The organism is Rothia sp. P7181 (assembly GCF_048513015.1).
Taxonomy (GTDB): Bacteria; Actinomycetota; Actinomycetes; order Actinomycetales; family Micrococcaceae; genus Rothia.
The window spans coordinates 28,835-52,045 of the sequence record NZ_JBLXXZ010000006.1 but is presented as its reverse complement, the minus strand read 5'-3'; the positions used below and the strand labels follow the sequence as shown (position 1 = coordinate 52,045).

At 48.1% G+C, this 23,211-nt stretch carries 21 protein-coding genes and 1 tRNA gene; 14 read left to right on the top strand and 8 right to left on the bottom strand.

Annotation, left to right across the window (positions count from 1 at the left end; all coding sequences use genetic code 11):
- Positions 1-129 precede the first annotated feature (129 nt).
- From ACN08Z_RS04335 to ACN08Z_RS04325, 3 genes are all read right to left on the bottom strand, one after another.
- Complete coding sequence (locus tag ACN08Z_RS04335; protein ID WP_419103365.1) at positions 130-1,539, bottom strand: class II fumarate hydratase; 1,410 nt, start codon at positions 1,537-1,539, stop codon at positions 130-132.
- A gap of 91 nt (positions 1,540-1,630) precedes the next feature.
- Entirely contained in the window at positions 1,631-2,284 is a 654-nt protein-coding gene (locus ACN08Z_RS04330) for a carbonic anhydrase (protein ID WP_419103364.1), read from the bottom strand.
- A gap of 35 nt (positions 2,285-2,319) precedes the next feature.
- Positions 2,320-2,994, bottom strand: coding sequence for a DUF4245 domain-containing protein (locus ACN08Z_RS04325; protein WP_419103363.1), 675 nt, complete (start codon positions 2,992-2,994; stop codon positions 2,320-2,322).
- A 231-nt stretch (positions 2,995-3,225) separates the two neighbouring features.
- Here ACN08Z_RS04325 and glpX point away from each other — a divergent pair, with 231 nt between their 5' ends.
- Positions 3,226-4,245 (top strand): class II fructose-bisphosphatase, encoded by a 1,020-nt coding sequence (glpX, locus tag ACN08Z_RS04320; RefSeq protein ID WP_419103362.1) that lies wholly within the window; start codon positions 3,226-3,228, stop codon positions 4,243-4,245.
- A 115-nt stretch (positions 4,246-4,360) separates the two neighbouring features.
- On the opposite strand, the gene ACN08Z_RS04315 is transcribed toward glpX, so the two are convergent.
- From ACN08Z_RS04315 to ACN08Z_RS04300, 4 genes are all read right to left on the bottom strand, one after another.
- Positions 4,361-5,350, bottom strand: a complete 990-nt coding sequence (locus ACN08Z_RS04315; protein WP_419103361.1) for a lipid II:glycine glycyltransferase FemX — start codon at positions 5,348-5,350, stop codon at positions 4,361-4,363.
- Positions 5,351-5,473: 123 nt separating this feature from the next.
- Entirely contained in the window at positions 5,474-6,085 is a 612-nt protein-coding gene (gene purE, locus ACN08Z_RS04310) for a 5-(carboxyamino)imidazole ribonucleotide mutase (protein WP_419103360.1), read from the bottom strand.
- A 1-nt stretch (position 6,086) separates the two neighbouring features.
- Entirely contained in the window at positions 6,087-7,292 is a 1,206-nt protein-coding gene (locus tag ACN08Z_RS04305) for a 5-(carboxyamino)imidazole ribonucleotide synthase (protein WP_419103359.1), read from the bottom strand.
- Between the two features lie 64 nt (positions 7,293-7,356).
- A complete protein-coding gene (locus tag ACN08Z_RS04300; protein WP_419103358.1) occupies positions 7,357-8,100 on the bottom strand; it encodes a TIGR03089 family protein in 744 nt (247 codons plus the stop codon).
- 272 nt (positions 8,101-8,372) lie between these two features.
- Here ACN08Z_RS04300 and ACN08Z_RS04295 point away from each other — a divergent pair, with 272 nt between their 5' ends.
- The 9 genes from ACN08Z_RS04295 (at position 8,373) to ACN08Z_RS04255 (ending at position 17,635) form a co-directional block, all read left to right on the top strand.
- A complete protein-coding gene (locus tag ACN08Z_RS04295; RefSeq protein WP_419103357.1) occupies positions 8,373-8,927 on the top strand; it encodes a WhiB family transcriptional regulator in 555 nt (184 codons plus the stop codon).
- A 20-nt stretch (positions 8,928-8,947) separates the two neighbouring features.
- A complete protein-coding gene (locus ACN08Z_RS04290; protein WP_419103421.1) occupies positions 8,948-9,217 on the top strand; it encodes a DUF3499 family protein in 270 nt (89 codons plus the stop codon).
- A gap of 239 nt (positions 9,218-9,456) precedes the next feature.
- On the top strand, positions 9,457-10,704 hold the full coding sequence (locus tag ACN08Z_RS04285) for an Ig-like domain-containing protein (RefSeq protein WP_419103356.1): 1,248 nt from the start codon (positions 9,457-9,459) through the stop codon (positions 10,702-10,704).
- Positions 10,705-10,823: 119 nt separating this feature from the next.
- Positions 10,824-11,954, top strand: a complete 1,131-nt coding sequence (locus tag ACN08Z_RS04280) for a TIGR01906 family membrane protein (RefSeq protein WP_419103355.1) — start codon at positions 10,824-10,826, stop codon at positions 11,952-11,954.
- A gap of 36 nt (positions 11,955-11,990) precedes the next feature.
- Positions 11,991-13,592 carry a dolichyl-phosphate-mannose--protein mannosyltransferase gene (locus ACN08Z_RS04275; protein WP_419103354.1) on the top strand — a complete coding sequence of 534 codons (1,602 nt, stop codon included), beginning with the start codon at positions 11,991-11,993 and terminating at the stop codon, positions 13,590-13,592.
- Positions 13,549-14,523 (top strand): 16S rRNA (cytidine(1402)-2'-O)-methyltransferase, encoded by a 975-nt coding sequence (rsmI, locus tag ACN08Z_RS04270; protein ID WP_419103353.1) that lies wholly within the window; start codon positions 13,549-13,551, stop codon positions 14,521-14,523. The genes ACN08Z_RS04275 and rsmI overlap by 44 nt, the downstream gene beginning before the upstream one ends.
- Before the next feature lie 45 nt (positions 14,524-14,568).
- The gene (locus tag ACN08Z_RS04265) at positions 14,569-15,660 is read left to right on the top strand and encodes a TatD family hydrolase (RefSeq protein ID WP_419103352.1); all 1,092 of its coding nucleotides are present in this window, start codon (positions 14,569-14,571) and stop codon (positions 15,658-15,660) included.
- Between the two features lie 63 nt (positions 15,661-15,723).
- The gene (gene rsmA, locus ACN08Z_RS04260; RefSeq protein WP_419103351.1) at positions 15,724-16,623 is read left to right on the top strand and encodes a 16S rRNA (adenine(1518)-N(6)/adenine(1519)-N(6))-dimethyltransferase RsmA; all 900 of its coding nucleotides are present in this window, start codon (positions 15,724-15,726) and stop codon (positions 16,621-16,623) included.
- A gap of 22 nt (positions 16,624-16,645) precedes the next feature.
- Positions 16,646-17,635 (top strand): 4-(cytidine 5'-diphospho)-2-C-methyl-D-erythritol kinase, encoded by a 990-nt coding sequence (locus ACN08Z_RS04255; RefSeq protein WP_419103350.1) that lies wholly within the window; start codon positions 16,646-16,648, stop codon positions 17,633-17,635.
- A gap of 63 nt (positions 17,636-17,698) precedes the next feature.
- On the opposite strand, the gene ACN08Z_RS04250 is transcribed toward ACN08Z_RS04255, so the two are convergent.
- Entirely contained in the window at positions 17,699-19,528 is a 1,830-nt protein-coding gene (locus tag ACN08Z_RS04250) for an ABC-F family ATP-binding cassette domain-containing protein (RefSeq protein WP_419103349.1), read from the bottom strand.
- A gap of 209 nt (positions 19,529-19,737) precedes the next feature.
- Between ACN08Z_RS04250 and ACN08Z_RS04245 the strand changes: the two genes are divergently transcribed.
- The 4 genes from ACN08Z_RS04245 to ACN08Z_RS04230 all read left to right on the top strand — a co-directional run bounded on the left by ACN08Z_RS04245 (position 19,738) and on the right by ACN08Z_RS04230 (position 23,194).
- Positions 19,738-20,478, top strand: a complete 741-nt coding sequence (locus tag ACN08Z_RS04245; RefSeq protein ID WP_419103348.1) for a hypothetical protein — start codon at positions 19,738-19,740, stop codon at positions 20,476-20,478.
- A 110-nt stretch (positions 20,479-20,588) separates the two neighbouring features.
- Positions 20,589-20,660, top strand: a tRNA-Gln gene (locus tag ACN08Z_RS04240).
- Between the two features lie 76 nt (positions 20,661-20,736).
- Entirely contained in the window at positions 20,737-22,206 is a 1,470-nt protein-coding gene (glmU, locus tag ACN08Z_RS04235; protein WP_419103420.1) for a bifunctional UDP-N-acetylglucosamine diphosphorylase/glucosamine-1-phosphate N-acetyltransferase GlmU, read from the top strand.
- Position 22,207: 1 nt separating this feature from the next.
- Positions 22,208-23,194 carry a ribose-phosphate diphosphokinase gene (locus tag ACN08Z_RS04230; RefSeq protein ID WP_419103347.1) on the top strand — a complete coding sequence of 329 codons (987 nt, stop codon included), beginning with the start codon at positions 22,208-22,210 and terminating at the stop codon, positions 23,192-23,194.
- Positions 23,195-23,211: the final 17 nt, after the last annotated feature.

Here is a 23,211-nt window from a genome sequence, read left to right as displayed (position 1 = left end):
GAACTGAAAATCTCAGAATAAAAAAGACCCTCAACGTTTAGAGAAAAAACAATATGCCGTTGGTGCAGATACCTTGTGTATCTGCACCAACGGCATATTATGCTCAGCGTCTTGACCGGACTTAAGAGACTAACGATAAGAACCAATCATGCTCATCACATCTAACGCCTGATCCAACTGTTCTTCCGTAATCTCTCCACGCTCAAGGTACCCAAGAGCTAATACCGCTTCACGAATAGTGCTCTGATGCGCTACCGCATATTTGGCAATCTTCGCAGAAGCTTCATAACCGATATATTTATTGAGCGGAGTTACGGTAGAAGGAGAAGCCTCCGCTAAGAAACGAGACCGCTGAACATGAGCTTCTAAACCATCAATCATCTTGGACGCCATCACTGTTGAAGCATTAGCGAGTAAGCGAATTGACTGTAGAAGGTTAGCAGCCATGACGGGAATACCAACGTTAAGCTCAAATGCGCCGTTGGTAGAAGAAAGCGCAATCGTCGTATCATTACCAACAACCTGAGCGGCTACCTGAATCACTGCCTCACAAATAACAGGGTTCACCTTTCCGGGCATAATAGAAGAGCCCGGTTGCAAATCTGGAATCTGTAATTCTCCTAGACCCGTATTAGGGCCAGAACCCATCCAACGAATATCATTGCAAATTTTCATCAACGAATACGCAATAGTGCGCAAATGCCCCGAGGCTTCAATTAGAGCATCACGGTTTGCTTGCGCCTCAAAATGGTTACGAGCTTCAGTAATCGGTAAAGAAGTCTCCTGCGCAAGTAGCTCAATGACTCGCGCAGAAAAACCTTCTGGAGTGTTAATACCCGTACCAACAGCAGTTCCGCCTAAAGGAACTTCTGCAACACGCGCCAAAGAACTTTCGACACGCTCAATGCCATACCGTACTTGTGCGGCATAACCAGAGAACTCTTGTCCGAGCGTTACGGGGGTTGCATCCATAAGATGCGTACGGCCAGATTTCACAACATCTTTGAACTGCTCAGACTTTTGCTCTAAAGATGAAGCCAACGTATCCAAAGCTGGAATGAGATTGTTAATCAGAGCAGAAGTAGCTGCCACATGAACCGATGTAGGGAAAACATCGTTAGAAGATTGTGAAGCATTGACATGGTCATTGGGGTGAACCTCAAGACCTTGCTCCTTGAGACGACGTGTTGCAAGAGTTGCTAGAACCTCATTGGTGTTCATATTAGAGGAGGTTCCCGAACCGGTTTGAAAAATATCAATAGGGAAGTGCTCATCGTATGCTCCGGTTGCGACGTCATCGGCGGCTTCACGGATAGCTTGAGCACGCTGGGAATCAAGAACACCTAGTTCTTCATTCGCGGTAGCAGCAGCCTTTTTAATGAGCGCTAAAGCGCGAATATGTGCAGATTCTAAACGTTGCCCTGAGATAGGAAAGTTTTCTACTGCTCGTTGGGTTTGTGCACGGTACAGCGCCTGTGCTGGGACGCGCACTTCGCCCATCGTGTCATGTTCAATACGGTATTCAATATGTTCAGCCATGACTACCAGCTTAGCTTCCATAAAGTGACTTACAGCTCACTTTGCGGGTTTTTGACAAGAAAAAACCAAAAATTAAGAACCACACAAACCCTTAAGCTAAAAACCTCATCGCAGCATTCTTATCGATATTCTGTGAACAATACACCAACTCAACTTTTCCATCTGCAAGGTGATAAAACATCCCCACAACAGCTGTACGTCCCTCATCCACTGCCTTCGCAATAAGACGTGACTGCTCCAAAATACGTTCCGACACCTGAACAGTATGCTCCCGAACCACTTCATTGATACTCGGAGTAGACGACAAATGGGCAGAGATTGCTGAAGGAATAATTCTCTCCACCAAATAACGAATAAAGCCTCCAGGAAAAACACCCGTCTTCAACGCTTTTTGAGTGACCGAAACAGCTCCACACGAATCATGTCCAAGAACAACAATCAGTGGGGTATGTAAATGTGCAATCGCATACTCTAAAGAACCGGTAATCGCACTCTCCATCACATGCCCCGCCGTTCGTACCACGAACATATCGCCTAGACCCTGATCAAAAATCACTTCAGCAGCAATACGAGAATCGGCGCAACCAAACAACGTTGCATAAGGGAATTGTCCACTGACTAAATCATTGCGACGTTCTGCATCTTGATTCGGATGCTCCACCTGCCCGTGTACAAAACGCCAATTTCCTTCAATCAACCGTTCAAGAGCCTGTTGTGGAGTAAAAACTCGCTCGCTAGTATTCATTCTTTTTCTTTTCTCAAGGCCCACAGAGTTTTTATCTACTGAATACCCGAAGACGGTGTCGGTTCAACAGTTTTTGTGGGGTTCTTCTCGTATGCAATCACAGCTTGAGCTAACTGAATAATTTCGTCCTCGGAACTTTGCCCATTGAGAATGACCGTTGTTCCTGAAACAGTACCCACATACGAAATGGTTGGTTCACCATCTTTAGGGGTATATATACGCACATCCCAGAGTACTCCAGCAACCTCCTGTGTTCTTTGAACAGGAGCATTATTGACTCGCTGAGCAATCCACGTAGGGTTAGTGTTTTGGGCTTGAACCAGCTCAATATATCCTGCTTGAGCAGTGAGCTGACCAGTATTCCAGAAGCTAATACCATCTGCTTGACGACTCTTCCATCGAGCAAAGTTATAACGCCAGCCGTCTATCTCTGGCGCTGCTACAGGATAACCAGCCTCTTGAGAAGACAGGTACGCAATAGAATCTAAATCAACTTGTGGATTGTAATGATTCTTATTGGACGTCAAAGCAGGGGTTAACCAGAGAATAGGGATCAGAATAAGAATCATCACCGCCATCGAAATAATCATATTTCGAGCCGGAGCATGAATACGCTGTGCCTGTTTTTGCGTAATCAGGGGAACTACCGGTTCAGAAGAATCATCGGTAGAAATGGTGTCTTGAGATGAAGGATGTTGTTCTGTGCTCACCTAACTATTTTCCCCTATCTTTCTCATAAAAAACCTTAAGACGTCCTAAAGAGCTCAGAAAAACTCAGGTAATAGAGAGAAAAATTTAGCAATTTGAATCACAACAATCAATATATGGAACTAAGCTTATAGAATGATGAAGGAAAAAGGGAACCAGTCATAACGACGACGTAATGACTGACCTATGACCACATCTTAAGTACATATCATCCACTTCGAAGGTCAGGGAACATGTCAGAAAATCTGGCGCAGAACGATACTTACCACACCGATCGAAACCTCGCACTAGAACTCGTGCGCGCAACTGAAGCTGCTGCAATAGCAAGCGGACCCTGGGTAGGGGCAGGCGACAAAAACCTCGCTGACGGCGCAGCCGTTGACGCTATGCGATACCGACTCTCCACCGTCAACTTTAGCGGTACAGTCGTTATCGGAGAAGGCGAAAAAGACCAAGCGCCCATGCTTTTTAACGGAGAAAAAGTAGGAGAAGGCATAGGTGCCTCCTTCGATATTGCCGTAGACCCTATCGACGGTACACGGCTAACCGCTCTGGGAATGGATAACGCACTATCGGTTATTGCCGTTGCAGAAGCTGGCTCCATGTTCGACCCATCTGCCGTGTTCTACATGGAAAAACTTGTTGCTGGACCAGAAGCAGCCGAGCTCGTAGACTTACGACTACCTGTTAAACAAAACCTTCACCTGACCGCAAAAGCGCTAGGCAAACCGGTGAGCCAACTTACCGTTTGTGTGCTTGACCGCCCTCGTCACGAAAAACTGATTCAAGAAATTCGTGACGCTGGTGCTCGTACTCGCATTATTCTTGATGGCGACGTTGCCGGAGCTATCGCAGCGTGCCGTGAAGGAACAGGTGTAGACCTCATGATGGGAACCGGCGGAACACCAGAAGGAATTGTTGCTGCTTGCGCTATCAAATCTACTGGTGGAATCATTCAAGGCCGACTCGCACCTGTCGATGATGCCGAACGTGAAAAAGCTATTGAAGCCGGACATGACCTTGACCGTGTCCTCACCACTGATGACCTCGTCACCAGCGACAATTGTTTCTTCGCGGCAACAGGAATTACCGACGGTAAACTCCTACGTGGTTTGAGATACAACGGAAACACCGTTACCACTCAGTCATTGGTCATGCGTAGTAAATCAGGAACAGTGCGCATTATCGACGCAGAACATAACCTAGAACGCTGGGAACGTATTCTTCAGCGTAAAGCAAGTGTACGCCGATAACCATACGTAGAAGGCTCTACCAACAAAAACTGCGGGTGGGGTGAAAAACAGTATGTTTTTTCACCCCACCCGCAGTCTGTTAAGACACTTTGAGCAGAATGCTCAGAACAAAAACTTAAGATTCTTGACGAGCTGAACGAACCTCAGCAACCTTAGCCTTAAGCTGTTGAAGGCCCTCACGAGCAGCGCGGATACCTTCGTAGGCACGGTAACCGACCGCAGAGACGGGCAAATCCCATGTTCCAGGGTAAGCGACTGAACGTCCACCAAAAGACTTCTTAAATTCGGTGAAACCTGCCCACTCATGATTCGGATCATCATTAGGAGCAATTCCGAACAAGTCAACGTATTTGAGACCTTTTTCTTTCGCATCCATAATCATCCACGACACGAGAGGTTTGTTGATGCGTAGCTTACGGTGTTCCCAAGACGTCCCCGTGTGGGCATAGGTGCGTGTGTCGTCAGAGTCATAGACGAACGTCGCCCCAATAGCTTCACCCTCAGCAGTTCGAACAATAATAAGACGAGCAGCATCTTCAGGCATAAGAGTTTGAGCAACACGCTTAAGGTAATCATCTTGCTGACGCTTAAACTGATTACGTTGCGCTGTCTGCTCTAGATATTTGGTAAGAATCTCGATATCCTCAGGATTATGTGAGACCTCAAAGGTAATACCCTTCTTATGAATATTACGGTGCAAGTTACGGTTGGTGGATTGCATCTGCTGTAAGAGTTCATCCTCAGATAATTCCAAATCGATAATCTGAGTGTGTCCGGGCTGAATCTGCCGTGGAGATAGTTTAAAACCTCGTGCAGATAAGAATGTATCTGCCGAACGAGAACCCCAAATAGCTTCTTGCGTAGGTTCAATACGAATAAACCAGCATTTATTCTCGGCAGCAACCTTCTTCATCTCTGCGATAGCCTCATCAAAAGCCTCCGAACTATCGGCAACAGGACCATAGGGGGAGTAGAGGTATCGTCCGGTTTTACCGCCTTCTAACGTTGCAAGATAGCTCCACCCATCTCCGCTACCACGGAACACCTGGTGACCATTTGCTGTTTGGAACTTTGCCCAAATATCTGATTGCAGGATATTACTCATGGTTTTCAGCATACCGAACACTGAGCCTCTTTGCTCACTCTATAACAGCTGAGTTATCCCACATTTAATGAAGAATCAGAGAAAAGAAAAAGTTCCACTGCTCGAATATCTTTGGGCTAATGATTAGGGTGCATAAGGTTTATCAGACGGTACATCTTCTACTGTCGGCAGGTTTGTAGAATCATCTTCTTGCTGTTGGGTGCGTGATGAAACTTTAGCACGGAGAACTGCACCCTTATCCTGAGCAGAACGTTTGAGATTCTGCGCAAACTGTTTGATATCAGCTTGAATCTGCTGAGCTTGGTCATCAACACCAGCACCTAAGATACGTAAAGCAAGAAGACCCGCATTACGTGCACCATTGATAGACACTGTTGCTACCGGAACACCGGCTGGCATCTGAACAATAGATAACAAAGAGTCCATTCCCTCAAGATTTTTTAAACGCACTGGCACACCGATAACTGGCAGCGGCGTCACAGAAGCTAACATCCCTGGAAGATGTGCAGCACCACCAGCTCCGGCAATAATGACACGAATACCTCGCTCATGCGCACGGAGCCCATACTCAATCATTTCTTCAGGCATACGGTGAGCTGAAACTACATCAGCTTCGTATGCGATACCAAATTCCTCAAGAACGGCAGCAGCTTCTTCCATAACTGGCCAATCAGAATCAGAACCCATGACGATACCGACTATGGGCTGGGTGTTCTCGTACGATGAGAGCATCATGTTACTCCTTTGAAGAGGTGAGTGTCTCTGCGCCAGTGCTGAAGAGACGGGATAATGTTTCAGCGGCTAGTTGCCGCTGGGGTAATGATTGTTCAGAACCTGTGATGTTAATGTGCCCAATTTTTCGTCCGGGGCGGACATCTTTACCGTAAAGATGTATTTTGGCTTGAGGTTCAAACGCTAATGCTTGCGGGTAAAGTTCCCAAATATTTTCATGAGTTCCACCGAGAATATTTTTCATGAGTGCACTAGGCTCTGTGAGCTGAGTGTCTCCTAGAGGAAGATTAAGTACTGCTCGTAAATGCTGTTCGAATTGACTGGTCTTTGACCCGTTTTGAGTCCAATGCCCAGTATTGTGTGGGCGCATTGCTAATTCATTGATGTAGAAGCCCTCTGGCGAGTCTGGCACTTCAAATAACTCAACTGCCATAACTCCTGTTACGTTAAGTTCACGGGCAAGGGTCTGTGCAGTATCGCGTATCTTTTGCGCTAAATGCTCGGATAATGCTGGAGCTGGGGCAATAACCTCATCGCAGACAGAATTGACTTGCCGTGATTCACTAATATCCCAAAGACGAATCTCTCCGTTGTCATTGCGTGCAACAAGTGCCGATAACTCTCTCGTGAAAGGGACTTTCTCTTCAACTAAAAGTGAGGAAAACGCCGTGTTATGTTCAAGCTGAGCGAACCATCGTGCGACGTCTTTGCCGTGTGCTTGCTCTGGAGAGCTGATAACCATGACACCTTTGCCGTCATACCCTCCACGTGGAGTTTTGAGAACAATATCCCAACCATATTTTTCACCAAAGCTAAAAAGTTCTTCACGAGTACGTACCTCAGCCCACGGTGGGTTAGCTAATCCTAGGCGGTGAACTGCCTGACGCATCTGTAATTTATCTTGAGCATATATGAGAGCTTGAGGGCGTGGCTGAACGTTAATACCTTCGCTGATGAGCCGTTCTAAGAAATCGGTGGGGACGTGCTCATGATCAAAGGTCAATACATCAACGTTCTGAGCAAAATCGTGAAGTTGTGTGTAGTCGGTGTAATCGCCGACAGGTGCCTCAGGAATGGTTTGACGCGCACAAGAGTTTTTGTCTTCAGCCATGACTTTCAGATGAAGACCTAATTCATGGGCGGGAGCTGCCATCATACGTGCTAACTGACCGCCACCAACAATGCCAATGATGGGAGAGTTCACAACCATAAGGCTACCTTCTTTTCTGGTTGGAAGGGAAAAATGTCTTTTCATGAAATATCGATAAAGGTGCTTAGAGGTTTGGTGCGCATACCGCTTTTTCTTCACGGAGAATACGATCGATTTCTTCGGCACTCCAGAGGACATTCGGATCTCGTAGAATAATAGCTTTTCCTTGAGAAAGATAATGTAGGACCTGTTGAAGATACTTAGCGTTGAGCATGGTAGGAGCGCTCATATCGTAGGACTGTTCCGGTGATGTCTCTTGGACTGTTAGCGCCATATTGTTGAGAAGTTGCTGATAGCTGGTATCTTCCCAGGCGGTATCCATGAGAGATGGTGTTGATAACCCATGGTAGACATCGCCATAGGAACGAACAAGAGCGCAATAATCCATGGTGTCATCGGGTAGAACACCCATAAAGCGTGGTGCGAGAGGGCTTTTTTCAATCATGAGCTGATATTCGGCAGAGTTTTTGTGAAGATTATCAGTGTTATCGGTACAAAATATATCGGCACATTCTTCTTCTGCTGATGTGAACTGTAGTTGCGCTCCGATGCGGAGGGCAGCTAATGCAATGATGATAGAGCGCCAATGCGTGCTGGTGTTTAAATGTATTGGTTCTGAACTATCAAGCTCACATTCTTCACTGAGAAGGTTTGCTGTTTTGCTTACCCAATTTTCGAGGACTCGACCAGAGAGTTCAATACGTTCTGAATGGGTGCTGTACCAGATAAGAGCTGGGCTTTGACGTGTTTTAAGCGTGGTAAAAAATTTTTCAAAAGAATAGTTTTGGGAGGGTTTTTGGGTGAGCATGCACATAACTTTAGCGAAAAACTCCTCGAAACATAATGTATATCACTTAACTTTTGAGATAAGAGCCATACTTTTTGGTCGATATGGAAAAACATCGCATAACACAGTAGGGTAGATACCACATCGAGGGTATAAAAGACGCTGTTTCAGTGAATAAAATATAAAAGTTTTTGCTCTCAGCTTGACTAAACCGGTATTACACGCGTGTAATTAGGTTCAAGGTTTATTGCACTTTTGATTTTGCTTCAGCATCGTTGCGAGCTATACAGTGTATGAGTGCCAATAAACCACGCCAATCAAGAATCAGCAGATTGGTCAATAGAAAACCTCCACGATATAGGGACACGGAAGGGACGAAAATGGGTGTGTATGCTCACCGCAACTACGGGAGCGAATCGCGATATAGCGGAACACAGACCCAACGTTATACTATGCAATCCGCTCAATACCTTGAAGAACGAGCAAACGCTTTACTAGCTGCCGCCGACGCTAAAGAAAAAGCAAAACAGCCTCCACAGCAAAAGAAGAACCTTGACCCGTTCTCTGCAGAAGCGCTTTCCCTCTGGGAAGCTGCTGCCGGCTTATATAGCACCGAAGGCGACGACGGAGAACTTGCTTGGCAAGCAGATGCTCTCTGTGCACAAACAGACCCAGAAGCATTCTTCCCTGAAAAAGGTGGCTCAACACGCGACGCAAAGCGTGTGTGCAATGAATGCCCCGTACGTGAAGCATGTTTAGAATATGCAATGGATAATGACGAACGCTTTGGCATCTGGGGTGGACTATCCGAGCGCGAACGTCGTCGTCTGCGCAAACAGACTATTTAGCAGAAAAGAGAAACGCTGTGATGGCACAAGTTCGCCTTTGCTCACGACAAACCTGCCAGCGTGAAGCTATCTTCACTCTGACTTATGCATACAGTCAATCAACGGCAGTTATCGGTCCGCTCTCGGCACACCGTGAACCACACGCCTACGACCTCTGCGCATTTCACGCAGAGAGACTTACTGCACCTCAAGGGTGGGATGTGATGCGTTTGGACGAGTCGCAACCTGACACACAGGAATCCCCCTCCAATGAGCGCGAGTACCCGACACTGCGTAGCGTACAAGACTAATCTGCTGTTTTTCTCAGTTTAGAACTTTACATATCAAACTACTTATCAGTAAACTGATAACTTCGAGTGCAAGTTTAACTTGCACCATCACAACACACACAGACTCACCTCAATCCCCAGTGCCACTGATACCGCCACACTAAAAATGGCGGATATTCACGCGCACCACACTCGGTAAGTCCCTCCCCGTCGTATGTTCTTCAGTAATCACAACACAGTAACTAAGGTGGATAAACTTCGTGAGTCAAACACGACCAAACTCCTCTCGTACCTTCGCACGACGCCCCTTCCTCAGCGCATCGGCGGCATTGTTAGGGCTCACTACATTGAGCGCTTGTGGAGCAACTAAAAACACGACACCACATGCAAATAGCTCAGCAACCCTAACACCAAGTGCGAGCCCCAGCCCCAAAAAATTTACAGGAACTGTCGAAGCTGTTCCTGCCAAAAAAACCACCGAATATAACCCCACTCACCCTGTGACGCTCACCGTCACCGGCGGAACACTCAGCAACGTCACCCTCAAAAATGAGGACGGAGAATCCGTTAACGGTGAATACAATGCCGACAAAACCGTGTGGACGTCCGCCGAAACCCTCAACTTCAAAGACCACTACACCATGAGCTGGACAGCCGAAGACCCAGACGGCGGAAAAACCAACGGAACGTCAACCTTCTCCACTGTCTCCGCCGCATATGAAGCTGACGCGAACACTAACATCATTAACGAAGCCACCTACGGTGTTGGAATGCCCATCGAAATCCGCTTCTCAGAACCGGTCATCGACAAAGCATCCATGGAAAAAGCCATTACCATCACCACCGACAAAGCACAACCTGGAAAATTCCGCTGGTACTCCGACCACATGGTGCGCTACCGCCCCGAAAACTACTGGGCACCTAACTCCACCGTCACAGTCAATATCGACATCCTTGGACTAGATTTCGGACAAGGAATGATCGGTAACGCAAATATCAAACGAACTTTCCACACTGGCAATAAACACTACGCATTAGCTGATAACAACACTAAACTACTCACCATGTACGTCAATGACGAACAAGTCTACCAAGCTCCTATCACCCTAGGAGACCCCGAATGGCCTTCTGTGACTGGGCAACTTGTCATCATGGAACAAGCAAGCACCTACTTCTTTGACTCCGGCTCACTCGGACTCAAAAAAGGAGACCCACACTACTACGAACCCTTCTGGGCTACAAACGCCTCACGCATCACCGCAGGGGGAGCCTTCGTACACCAAGCACTACCTAGCGCATACCCCTACGTAGGAAACGCCAACGTCTCCCACGGCTGTATCGGATTACTACCAGCAGACGCAAAATACTTCTTCGACTCATTCCGCGTCGGCGACATCCTCGAAACCATCAACACCGGATACCCCAACGCCGACCCCGATGACGGTTACGGAGACTGGAACATCCCCTTCGAACACTACGACGACGAATCATACGTCGGCAACTGGTAAAAATAATCTATACCTCAAGTCCCTCACCCCACACCGGTGAGGGACTTGATACTATCTGAGCTGACCTATACTTATTGCAAGTACAGCAAAAATAAGCGCGCACGAGCAGGAGCTATAAAATGACAACCCCTCCGCAACGACGGAACGAATGGGCAAAACTGTCCCCAGCTATCTCCCATAAGGTAGCTAACGCCGACGAACTACTCTCCGCTCGCAGACAAGAAACCCAAGAAAAAGATAAAACTTCTAACCCCTCAAATACAGGTACTGTACATAGCGGCACCACCCCTTGGGCATCACAAAAGCAGCCTTCACCCGTGCCTCACACCAATACAACGCCTGAATCCCACAACCAACAGGAACAGCACACAGTACCAACCACAAGTGCCGCAGAAGAAACTGCTACCACCCCAAAACAACCGTTAGCTACCCAAGAAGAACAACACAGCACACGACGTGCAGCACGTGCAGAAGAAAACCCCGAACAACAACAAAAACGCCTCAGCACACGAGAAACCGCCGTCGAAGACAAACCCAAACTACTTGGACTGCGAGCAACACTTATCGGGCTGAGCGTACCACTACTCACCTTCTTCCTCAGCCTCAAACTCGTAGCCTCCTCAACTTTTCTCTGGATCGAATACCACCGCGCCGCATTCCCCAAAGACCGCTACGGGTTCGACACACAAGACCGCCTCACCTACGGCAACTACGGGCTAGAGTACATCTTCAACCTCGCACCAGCTAGCTACCTCAGCAGTATCAAAAATCTCGAAGGGAAAAAACTCTTCCTCGATAGCGAAGTACAACACATGACGGACGTCAAGCACCTCATGCTCACACTCACCGTTCTTGCCATCATGAGCATCATCAGCGCACTACTTTGCGCACGAACCCTAAGCTTGCGAGCACCAGGAATCATCCGCCGTAGCATCTGGTACGGAAACCTTGCCACTGCACTCATCCTTGCCGTACTAGCCATTATCGCCATCACCGGATGGGACGTCTTTTTCACCCAATTCCACCACATCTTCTTCCCCCAAGGAAACTGGCAATTTAGAGAATCAGACACCCTCATCCGACTCTATCCACCACAATTCTGGGTTGACGCAGCACTCGTATTCTGCACCCTATGCCTGAGTACTATCGCCGTTCTAGCAGCCATAACCTGGCCCACCACATACCGCAAAATACAAGAAGAAAAACGCAAACAAGAACGCCAAGAACTCCGCCAAAAACTAGCTGGATAAACAACACCTCATGAACCAGAATCTCAGGGAGCAAGAGTGACAGCCCCACAAACACCCATAGCTTTAACAAAAGGCTGGAAGCTAGAAGAACTGTATACCCGACTCCACGTCGAATACATTGCACTACCACGCTATGGCTGGATTGCCCCCGCCCTCATCGTCCTCCTTGCCGGAGCACTACGATTCTGGAACCTTGCCCACCCCAACGCCATCGTCTTTGATGAAACCTACTACGTCAAAGACGGCTACTCCCTCCTCCATTACGGATACGAAAGAAACTGGTCAGAACACGCTAACGAAACATTCGTCGCCGGAACACCCACCGGAATACGAGACACCGCAGAATACGTCGTTCACCCACCCGTTGGAAAATGGATGATTGCCTTCGGAATGGCACTCTTCGGAGACAACAACCCCTTCGGATGGCGTTTTGCAGCAGCACTCACCGGAACACTCAGCGTTGGTCTTATCGCCCTCGCCGGATGGCTTATCTTCCGATCTGTTACCGTCGCAAGCCTCAGCGCACTACTACTAGGTGTCGACGGGTTAGCTATCGTTCAATCAAGACTTGCCCTACTCGATATCTTCCTCATGTTTTGGCTCCTTGCCACCTTCGTCTGCCTCCTTCTCGACAGAGAACAAGCACGCAGAAAACTCGCTCAAGCCTTGCACCACAACGCCCAACACAACGGGGGAGAACCCACCAACAAACTACTGCAATACGGACCTAAAATAGGTATCCGTCCATGGCGTATCCTCGCCGGAATCTGTGCCGGACTAGCCGTTGGCACAAAATGGAACGCACTATTCTTCATCGCAATATATGGTGTTATTACCGTCCTTTGGGACAACCGTGCACGCCAACTACTCGGTATCAAAAAATGGTGGATACGCGGTATCTTCGACGACGGGATACGAGCCTTCCTCTCCATCATCGGTATTGGACTCCTCACCTATATCAGCACCTGGTCAGGGTGGTTCCTCTCCGATAACGCCTACCACCGACACTGGGCAGAAAAACACCCAACAGAAGGACTGCTCTGGCTACCCCCAGCGCTACGCTCCCTCTGGGAATACCATGTCTCCGCGTACTCTTTCCACACCCACCTAGACAGCCCTCACACCTACCAGTCACCAGCATGGCAATGGCTCATCCTTGGACGCCCTACCTCCTACTACTACGAATCCCTCCACCTCGGAGAAAACGGATGCCCCGTCGCAAAATGCTCAGAAGCAATCCTTAACGTCGGAAATCCACTCATCTGGTGGGCTTTCATCGTCACCATGGCACTGACACTATTCATCGTCATCCTCAAACGTGACTGGAGATTTGCCACTCTCTGGGCCATCTTCGCTATCGGCTACTTTCCATGGTTCGCCTACCCAGAACGAACCATGTTCTTCTTCTACGCACTATCTTTTGAACCCTACGCCATACTTCTACTTGCAGGAACGCTAGGACTAGCACTAGGACGCCCCAACGACACTCCACAACGCAAGAAAAAAGGCCTCATCATCGTGGGCCTTTTCATCATCACCGCACTACTTATCACCATCTTCTACCTGCCTATATGGACAGCCGAAATGATTCCTTATGAACACTGGCGCTGGCGAATGTGGTTCAACCGCTGGATATAAACAAACAACCCTCACCACCATTGAAGATAAGAGCAACACCCCGATGACACACAACACAGAAACCAACACCCTGCAACACACCACAACACCAGAATCTGCCGGAGTGCTCATCCTTGGAGGCACACCCATCGGAAACCTCTCCGACACGACAGACCGGCTCAAACATTACCTACAAACAGCAGACCTCATCGCCGTAGAAGACACCAGAACCCTCCGCCGACTACTCAGCGGGCTAGGACTCCAAACCCACGCAAAAATTATCACTAACCACGACCACAACGAAACACAAAAAACCGAAGAAATCATCCACGCTGTACGCTCTGGAGAAACGGTCCTCCTCCTATCCGACGCAGGCATGCCCACCATCTCAGACCCCGGATATATTGCCGCACAAGCCGTCGCCGCAGAAAACCTCCCCGTATCAGTCGCGCCTGGCCCCTCTGCAGTACTTAGCGCTCTAGCAGTCTCTGGTCTTCCCAGCGGGCGATTCACCTTTGAAGGATTCCTCGCCCGTAAAGGAAGTGAACGTACCAAACGCCTCAATTCCCTAGCCACCGAAGAACGAACCATGATCTTCTACGAATCCCCACACCGCCTTGCAAAAACACTACAAGATATGAGCCAAACCTTCGGCCCAGACCGGCAAGCCGTTATCTGCAGAGAACTCACCAAACTCCACGAAGAAATACTCCGCAACTCCCTCGCCGAACTGACAACATGGGCTCAAAACACTACCATCCGCGGAGAAATCGCACTCGTCGTAGCAGGCGCAGAAACACCAGAAACACCAGAACCTGAAAGCCTTGTCGATCAAGTCCACACACTCGTCGACCAAGGTATGCGACTCAAACAAGCCTGCGCACACATCGGAAAACAGCACGGGGTCTCCACAAAAGAGCTATACAACGCCACTCTCGCCTCACGAAACTAACACCCCACACCACATAACCCTATCTACTGTTGAAAAGAGACCCCAATGTGCACCTCAAAAAATCAACCTAACGATAGAGACTTCACCACCGAAGAACTCACACACTACGCCCAAAAACTCGGTATCCATCTTCCCACCGAAGAAACCCAACAAAGTATCTTCACCAACACACCACACCCAACAACAGGGCAAACACCACCAGCTTACGAAAGCTCACATTACAACCTCCACAACACCGAAACAGGAGAAGGCACCGGACGCCGATCAAACACCGGAACGAACGGAAGCGCTCGCAACCTTGTCTTCCCTCCAGCGCCAGAACCCTTACCAGCACCCGTTATCGACAACCACACACACATGGATCTACTCGATGGAAACGTCAACATTAGCGTGCGCGACGCCTTAGATACAGGGGAGGCCCTCGGCATCTCACATGTTGTTCAGGTGGGCTGTGATGTTGAATCTTCTCTCTACTCATTAGCTGTAGCGAATATGGATACACGAGTGTTAGCTGCTGTCGCCTTACACCCCAACGAGGCACCACGCCTACACCAACAGGGGAAGCTAGAAGAATCTTTAGCTATTATTAATCGTTTAGCTCAACAGACACGAGTCTGCGCTATCGGAGAGACTGGACTAGATTATTTTCGAACGGACGAAGAAGGCCGCTCTTCACAACACGAAAGTTTTCGTGAACATATTCGTATTGCTAAAAAATACGGTAAAGCACTTCAAATACATGACAGGGACGCTCACGAAGACGTCGTACGTATCCTCCTAGAAGAAGGCGCACCCGAGAGAACTGTTTTTCATTGTTTTTCAGGTGACGAACACCTAGCTAAAATCTGCATGGAACAAGGATGGTATATGAGTTTTTCAGGAACCGTCACTTTCAAAAACTCTCATGGCATCCAAAAAGCACTAGAAATAGCAGACCCATCTCTTATTCTGGTCGAAACAGACGCCCCATTTTTGACACCTCACCCTTATCGCGGGCGACCTAACGCCTCTTATATGACGAACTATACGGTACGTTTTATGGCAGAACGCAGAGAATCTGAGCTTGAACAGTTCTGCGAATTACTGACCCAAAACTCACATACCGTTTACGGCTCGTGGGCAGAGAGAACGAGATGAACCCTGCTATAAATGATGTGGATTCTTGCCAGTATTATGCTCTTCTTGGCATAGATTGCTAAGATGAACGGTGTGAACGAACAGCAACTATTAGGCCCTCAAGAGATTCGTGAACTTGCAGATTCTCTTGGTATTCGGCCCACGAAAACTTTGGGACAGAACTTTGTGATTGACCCGAATACGATTCGTCGTATCGTGGCAGCAGCACATATTGATCCTCATGAAACTGTCCTTGAAGTTGGGCCTGGGCTTGGTTCTTTGACCCTTGGACTCTTAGACGCTGCCGCTGCTGTTGTTGCAGTTGAAATAGACCCTCCACTGGCACAACAACTCCCACACACAATAGAACGCTTCAGGCCAGAACGGGCAGAAAACCTTAGCGTTATTCACAGTGATGCCATGAAGGTATACCAGCTTGAACAAAACCCTACTGCGCTGGTCGCAAATCTTCCCTATAACGTTGCTGTTCCCATCTTGATTCACCTGTTCACCCATATTTCTTCACTACGTCATGCTTTGGTCATGGTTCAAGAAGAAGTTGCTCAACGTCTTGCCGCAGTGCCCGGCTCAAAAATTTATGGGGTACCCTCGCTCAAAGCCAACTGGTTCTGTGAAGTCTCTCAGGCTGGAATTATCGGCAAAAATGTCTTTTGGCCCGCCCCCAAAATCAATTCTGGGTTAGTATCCTTTACCCGACGTGAACAACCTTTATCGGATGTTCGTCAAGAACTAGTTTTTTCTATCATCGATGCGGCATTTGCTCAACGTCGTAAGACTCTACGCGCTGCCTTGGGTGTTTGGGCCGGTTCACCGGCTCAAGCTGAAGAGATCCTCAACCATGCTGGGATTGATTCATCATTGCGTGGTGAGAAGCTTTCTATTCATGATTTTGTTCGTATCGCTGAATCAGCTCGCGATCTTGGCTATGACCACGGCTCAATGACTCGCGGACAAGCTCACTAAAGGGCAGAAGAGGTTAGAACCTATGAGTGCTTCCCAACCATCAGTTGTTGCTTACGGACACGGCAAAGTTAATATGTATTTTGCGGTAGGTGCCCCCGAAGCTAACGGCTATCATCCTGTTGCCAGCTTGTACGCTTCAACTTCATTAAAAGAAACTATTAGTATCCATAGCACTAAAAATACTGGTATAACACTCAGTGCAGAAGTTGCTTCTAATTCATTACTAGACCAAATGCAACAAGACGGAGTGTTCGACCTATCTGCTGTTCCTTTAGACTCTCGTAACCTTGCATATCGTGCTGCTGAGGCTGTTCTGCACGAACACGGGCTAGGAACACATGACGTTGCATTCCGTATTCACTTGGTGAAAGCTGTTCCTGTTGCTGGTGGTATGGGTGGCGGTTCAGCTGATGCTGCAGCAACAATTCGCGCCATAGATGAGTTTCTCCTCAAAAGTTCTATGACAACATCCTTACTACCTGATAGCGCATACCACCGTATTGCAACATCTTTAGGCGCTGACGTTCCTTTTGCCCTTCACACGGGTATCGCTATTGGCAGTGGGGTAGGAGATCAACTTCAGCTTCTGGAACTACCTTCTACAGTGGAGCCTTTACCTGTTGTGCTGGTTTCTTCAGCCCAAGGCCTTTCTACACCAACCGTCTTTCATGAGTTGGACAGGGGTCGTATGCACGGAGATTATCCACCTGCAGAAGATGTTTTAGCGGTTCCCGACGATCTTTTAGAAGCTTTGGTCGCCGATACAGCACCTATTGCTCGTCTCTATGAAATTTCACGGTATATCCGTAACGATTTAGGGGCACCTGCCTGTACCTTAGCTCCAGAACTAACGAAGGTATTAGGGATCGAGTCCGAAGGACTGATTGCAAGTTTTGTATCAGGCTCTGGCCCCACCATTGTTTTGCTGATGGACTCGGCAGAAGAAGCTCAAAAACTTGCATCGTCTTTGCGAAGACGTGGCGGTTACGCTATCGCTGCATACATTCAATAGTATGAAGATAGGTGTCTTATTATATGGAAATATGGTGATTTTTCTAAATTGAGGAATCATGAATTACTCAAGAATTTCGGAGAGCTCGAGCCAACGTAGCTCTAGTTCTTCGATAGAAGCGTCAAGTTCACTGATATCTTGCTGTAGTTTTCCTAACCCCGCAAAATCGGTAGGGTCGTGTTCTGCCATGATGGAAGAAATGCGTTCTTTTTCTGAACTGAGTTTAGACATCTTTCGATCTATCTGGTTCATTTCTTTTTGAGCTGCGCGAAGTTCTGCCCCAGAAACTTTGGGCTGAGCGTCATCTTCTGCAGAATTTTTGTGGAGTGCGTATGCTCCAGAGCCGTTTCCTGCAGAGCTTCCGCCCTTTCCCATAGCAGAAAGATTCACGTATTCTTCAACCCCGCCGGGTAGATGGCGGAAGTTTCCATCAATAATGGCGTATTGCTGGTCGGTTACACGTTCCATCAGATATCTGTCGTGTGAGACAACAAGTAGTGTTCCTGGCCAGGTATCGAGGAGGTCTTCCATGGCTGCGAGCATGTCCGTGTCAAGGTCGTTAGACGGTTCATCGAGGATGAGGACATTTGGCTCGTCTAAAAGAATGAGTAGAAGCTGTAAACGTCTTTTCTGCCCACCTGATAAATCTTTAACAGGGGTAGATAACTGTGCTGTTGTAAACCCTAAACGTTCAAGGAGCTGTCCAGGCGTCATTTCTTTGCCCTCGGCAACATATGAGGTTTTTTTGCGAGAGATTACTTCTGAAACTCTGTCATGTTCAACTTCTTTGAGCCCCTCTAGTTGCTGAGTAAGCGTCGCAATTTTGACAGTCTTTCCGTGCTTTACTTTTCCGCTAACCGGTGTAACGGCACCCGTAACTAGTCCTAGAAGCGTTGATTTTCCAGCACCGTTAACGCCAAGTATCCCCGTGCGTTCTCCTGGAGCAATATGCCAAGTGATATTTTTGAGGACTTCTTTTGACTGTTGCGGGTTTTCTGGATCAGGGTAGCTGACAGAAACATTTTCGATATCGACAACGTCTTTCCCTAAACGTGAAACTGCCATCCGCGATAGTTCGATGGTGTTGCGTGGGGGAGGGACATCTGCAATGAGTTCGTTGGCGGCTTCAATACGGAACTTTGGTTTTGAGGTGCGTGCTGGTGCACCTCGTCTCAACCATGCAAGTTCTTTGCGCATGAGGTTCTGACGTTTTGCTTCGGCCACTGCTGCTTGCCGATCTCTTTCGACGCGTTGCAGGATGTAAGCCGCGTAACCACCTTCGAAAGGTTCAACCAGTCCATCGTGCACTTCCCATGTGTCAGTACAGACTTCGTCAAGGAACCACCGGTCGTGTGTGACGGTGAGTAATCCACCAGCATTTTTGGACCACCGATTTTTGAGGTGGTTTGCTAGCCATGTAATAGCTTCTACGTCGAGGTGGTTTGTGGGCTCGTCGAGCATGAGGACGTCCCAGTCTCCAGCTAATAGTGCGGCTAGTGCGACACGTCGGCGTTGACCTCCTGATAGGGAAGAGACGCTGGCGTCCCAATCAAGGTCTTGTACAAGACCGTTGATAACATCACGAATTTTGGGGTTTGATGCCCACTCGTATTCTGGTGTGTTACCAACAATTGCTTCACCGACGGTGTTCTTATTGTTGAGAGTGTCGGCTTGGGTGAGGAATCCAATGCGTGTTCCAGAACGGACGGTTACTTTTCCGCTGTCTGGTTGTAATCGTCCTGCAAGCAAGGAAAGGAGCGTTGATTTTCCGTCACCGTTTTTACCGACGATGCCGATACGGTGTCCTTCGTTAACACCTACGGTGATGCCTTCAAAGATAGTGCGTGTAGGAAACTCTAAATGGAGTGATTCTCCGCCAAGTAAATGTGCCACATATATAGCCTACATAGCTTGGTGTGTTTATGTGCTGCTTTGGGCTAGAGCGGTAGAGTGTTTTAGTGTGAGTATTTTCTAAACGATGAGTAATACACTGTTTAGGGGACAGCTGATAATTAGTCGGTTGTGTTAAGGAAGTCTTGCTAAAATTAGACTTTGAGTCAAAATATCTTATTGGCACAAAACGTATCTAAGGAAAGAGGAGCATGGCGAGATTTGGCCTAGGGGCGTTAAAGAACCTTCTTGGAGGAAACAAACAGCGTAAACACGAGGTTTCTTCACCCGCCACACCTAAAGCTCCTCACCCATCCACAGGGCAGGCTGCTGTCGTTACCCCGCCCACAGGGAAGACTTCTATCGTTGCAAAGGAATCTCCTGTAGTTTCGATTACTCCTGCTGCACCTGTGTCACGAAAAATACCTGAGGGTGCGAAAAAGATTCTTTTTGTATGTACCGGAAATATTGCACGTAGTGCTTCTGCTCAGTACCTTGCGCAATCTATGGTGCCTTCTGATTCGCCGTGGATTTTTGATAGTGCAGGAACTGGTGCTGTTGTTGGCAGTCCGGTAGCTTCACACATTGATAAGGAGCTGGAGCGTCGTGGAGTGCCGTATCTTGGGCATCAAGCGAAGCAGATTAATACCCGACTCTTAGCTGAGTCGGAATTAGTATTGGTGATGGAGCGTGCCCATCTTGACTGGATTGTGCAGGAATGGCCACAATACCGTTCTAAGGTGCGTTTATTGCGTGAGATGTCTCGCCTGCGTGAGGGTGCTGGACGCCGTTCAGACCCTATTTCCTATATGAAACAGCACGATAGTGAACCCCTCGCTAAAGACGATATCGCTGACCCTTATCGGCGTGGTGCTAAGGCTGCACAGAAAGCTGTGAAAGAAATTGAAGAATCTCTTGAAGTGATTATTGCTTGGTTGGGATACGAAAAATAATAAAAGTGGGATAAATCAAAGCGCGGGAATTTTGATATTCGCCTAGCTTTGGTATGATAGTGAATCGTCTGGTTGATTCAAGGTTTATGAAACCGAGAGGACGCTGACAATCCGCCATGGTGTAATAGGCAACACAGCGGCCTTTGGAGCCGTTATTCTAGGTTCGAGTCCTAGTGGCGGAGCAAGGTTAACTTCAGCTATATAAAAACTACATTGAAGTAACCGTTTCCCACCCTCGAGGAGTCCTAAACTGTGAATATCGCAGAAAAACTCGCCCCGTCCGCTGTTATTGTTCTAGCCGCTGGGGCTGGGACTCGCATGAAATCTGAGATGCCAAAAGTCATGCATGGCATCGGAGGGCGTTCAATGGTAGAGCACGCAATTGCTGCGGCTCGTGAACTCAATCCTAAAAAATTAGCTGTTGTTGTTCGACATCAACGAGATCGCGTCGCTGAACACGTCGTAGCGTTCGACCAAGACGTGCATATTGTGGATCAAGATGACATTCCCGGTACAGGCCGTGCTGTTGAAGTTGGTTTACTTGGTCTTGATGAACAAGGGGAAGTTTCTGGAACTGTTGTAGTTACTTACGGAGACGTTCCCCTTTTGCGTGCTCAGACACTGCAAGAGCTAATTGCTTTCCACGAAAAAGACCATAACGCAGTCACTGTGCTGACAGCACACCTCGACGAACCTGGTGCTTATGGTCGTATTGTTCGTAATCAGGCTGGTGAAGTCACCGCCATTGTCGAAGCGAAGGACGCTACCCCCGAACAACTGGCCATCACCGAAATTAACTCGGGTATTTACGCTTTTGACGCTAAAGCTCTTCGTGAATCTCTTGCGCAGGTAACAACTGATAACGCACAAGGCGAAAAATATATTACAGATGTTCTTCACATCGCTCGTGAAGCAGGACATCGCACCGCCGCCCTTGCGATTGACGATCGCTGGGAAGTTGAAGGGGCAAATGACCGTGTACAGCTAGCTCAGCTTGGACGAAAACTTAACGACCGTACCCTAGAACTGCATATGCGTAACGGCGTCACCATCGTAGATACACAAAATACATGGATTGACTCCACTGTAGAAATTGACCCAGACGTTACTATCCTTCCTGGCACACAGCTACACGGTACAACGCGTATCGGAACTGGGTCCATTATCGGACCTGATTCCACCCTGACAGATGTTACTGTCGGTCAGCGTGCTCAAGTGTCACGCACTCATGGCTCAGAAGCAACCATCGGCGATGATGCTACTGTTGGGCCTTTCGCATACCTTCGTCCCGGAACTGTTCTCGGCGAATCTGGTAAAATCGGCACATTCGTCGAAACAAAGAATGCAACCATCGGTAAAGGTTCAAAACTTCCTCACCTCTCATATGCCGGTGACGTTACCATCGGAGACCACTCCAATATCGGTGCAGCATCTATCTTTGTCAATTACGACGGAGTCAATAAACACCAATCAACTATCGGCTCATATGTTCGCATGGGCTCAGATAACATGTATGTTGCACCGGTTAATGTCGGCGACGGCGCGTATTCCGGCGCCGGAACAGTTATTCGACAGGATGTTCCTGCCGGTGCGCTAGCTGTTAACGTAGCTCCCCAGCGTAATATCGAAGGCTGGGTTGTCAAAAACCGCGCAGGTACGGAGGCAGCTGAAGCTGCTGAAGCTGCGGGTGCAGAAGCGAAAAACTCTTCCGAGGAGAGCAAAAAATAAAATGACTGCAATTACTAATCCTGGCGAAAAGAAGATGGTTCTTGTTTCAGGACGAGCCCACCCCGAACTCGCCAAAGAAATTGCTCAAGAACTCGGATGTGAGGTTCTTCCTACTTCCGCATATACTTTTGCGAACGGTGAAACATACGTGCGCTACGAGGAATCTGTTCGTGGTGCAGATGCTTTTGTGATTCAGTCTCACCCTGCTCCTATTAATGAGTGGGTGATGGAGCAACTCATCATGATTGATTCTCTCAAACGTGCGTCTGCCCGTTCTATTACTGTCGTTTCACCTTTCTACCCTTACGCTCGTCAGGATAAGAAGCATAAGGGACGTGAACCTATTTCTGCTCGTCTTGTTGCAGACCTATACAAAACTGCTGGTGCAGATCGTCTCATGAGCGTTGATTTACACACCGCGCAGATTCAAGGATTCTTTGACGGCCCCGTTGACCACCTCATGGCCATTCCACTGTTGGCGGAGCACGTACGAGATCAGGTTGAAGACATCAGCAATATCACTGTGGTATCTCCTGATACTGGACGAGTTCGAGTCGCTGAGCAGTGGGCAGAGCTACTCGGCGGTGCGCCTCTAGCTTTCGTCCACAAAACTCGTGACATCAATGTTCCTAATAAGGCTGTATCAAAAACAGTTGTGGGTAATGTTGAAGGCCGTACCTGTGTTCTAATTGACGACATGATTGACACCGGCGGAACAATTTCTGGCGCAGTGAAGGTACTCACCGATAATGGCGCAAAAGATGTAATTATTGCGGCAACTCATCCCGTATTCTCTGATCCAGCAGTTGAGCGTCTCTCGCAATCAGGTGCTTCTGAAGTGGTCGTGACTAATACCCTCCCCGTGGGAAAAGACCACCAATTCGAGAATCTCACAGTACTTTCTATTGCTCCGCTTCTTGCTCGAGCAATTAAAGAAGTATTTGATGAGGGATCAGTAACCAGCCTTTTTAACGGACGCTCAAACTAAAATCTAATTGATAAAGT

Excerpts from the sequence above, each read along its gene's own strand:
- rsmI (WP_419103353.1), top strand. The coding sequence starts at position 13,549 with ATGAACACTGGCGCTGGCGAATGTGGTTCAACCGCTGGATATAAACAA.
- ACN08Z_RS04295 (WP_419103357.1), top strand. The coding sequence starts at position 8,373 with ATGAGTGCCAATAAACCACGCCAATCAAGAATCAGCAGATTGGTCAAT.
- ACN08Z_RS04315 (WP_419103361.1), bottom strand. The coding sequence starts at position 5,350 with ATGAGTAATATCCTGCAATCAGATATTTGGGCAAAGTTCCAAACAGCA.
- ACN08Z_RS04245 (WP_419103348.1), top strand. The coding sequence starts at position 19,738 with ATGGCGAGATTTGGCCTAGGGGCGTTAAAGAACCTTCTTGGAGGAAAC.
- ACN08Z_RS04330 (WP_419103364.1), bottom strand. The coding sequence starts at position 2,284 with ATGAATACTAGCGAGCGAGTTTTTACTCCACAACAGGCTCTTGAACGG.
- rsmA (WP_419103351.1), top strand. The coding sequence starts at position 15,724 with ATGAACGGTGTGAACGAACAGCAACTATTAGGCCCTCAAGAGATTCGT.
- ACN08Z_RS04335 (WP_419103365.1), bottom strand. The coding sequence starts at position 1,539 with ATGGCTGAACATATTGAATACCGTATTGAACATGACACGATGGGCGAA.
- ACN08Z_RS04290 (WP_419103421.1), top strand. The coding sequence starts at position 8,948 with ATGGCACAAGTTCGCCTTTGCTCACGACAAACCTGCCAGCGTGAAGCT.
- ACN08Z_RS04305 (WP_419103359.1), bottom strand. The coding sequence starts at position 7,292 with ATGGTTGTGAACTCTCCCATCATTGGCATTGTTGGTGGCGGTCAGTTA.
- glpX (WP_419103362.1), top strand. The coding sequence starts at position 3,226 with ATGTCAGAAAATCTGGCGCAGAACGATACTTACCACACCGATCGAAAC.
- ACN08Z_RS04300 (WP_419103358.1), bottom strand. The coding sequence starts at position 8,100 with ATGCTCACCCAAAAACCCTCCCAAAACTATTCTTTTGAAAAATTTTTT.
- ACN08Z_RS04230 (WP_419103347.1), top strand. The coding sequence starts at position 22,208 with ATGACTGCAATTACTAATCCTGGCGAAAAGAAGATGGTTCTTGTTTCA.
- purE (WP_419103360.1), bottom strand. The coding sequence starts at position 6,085 with ATGATGCTCTCATCGTACGAGAACACCCAGCCCATAGTCGGTATCGTC.
- ACN08Z_RS04280 (WP_419103355.1), top strand. The coding sequence starts at position 10,824 with ATGACAACCCCTCCGCAACGACGGAACGAATGGGCAAAACTGTCCCCA.
- ACN08Z_RS04255 (WP_419103350.1), top strand. The coding sequence starts at position 16,646 with ATGAGTGCTTCCCAACCATCAGTTGTTGCTTACGGACACGGCAAAGTT.
- ACN08Z_RS04265 (WP_419103352.1), top strand. The coding sequence starts at position 14,569 with ATGTGCACCTCAAAAAATCAACCTAACGATAGAGACTTCACCACCGAA.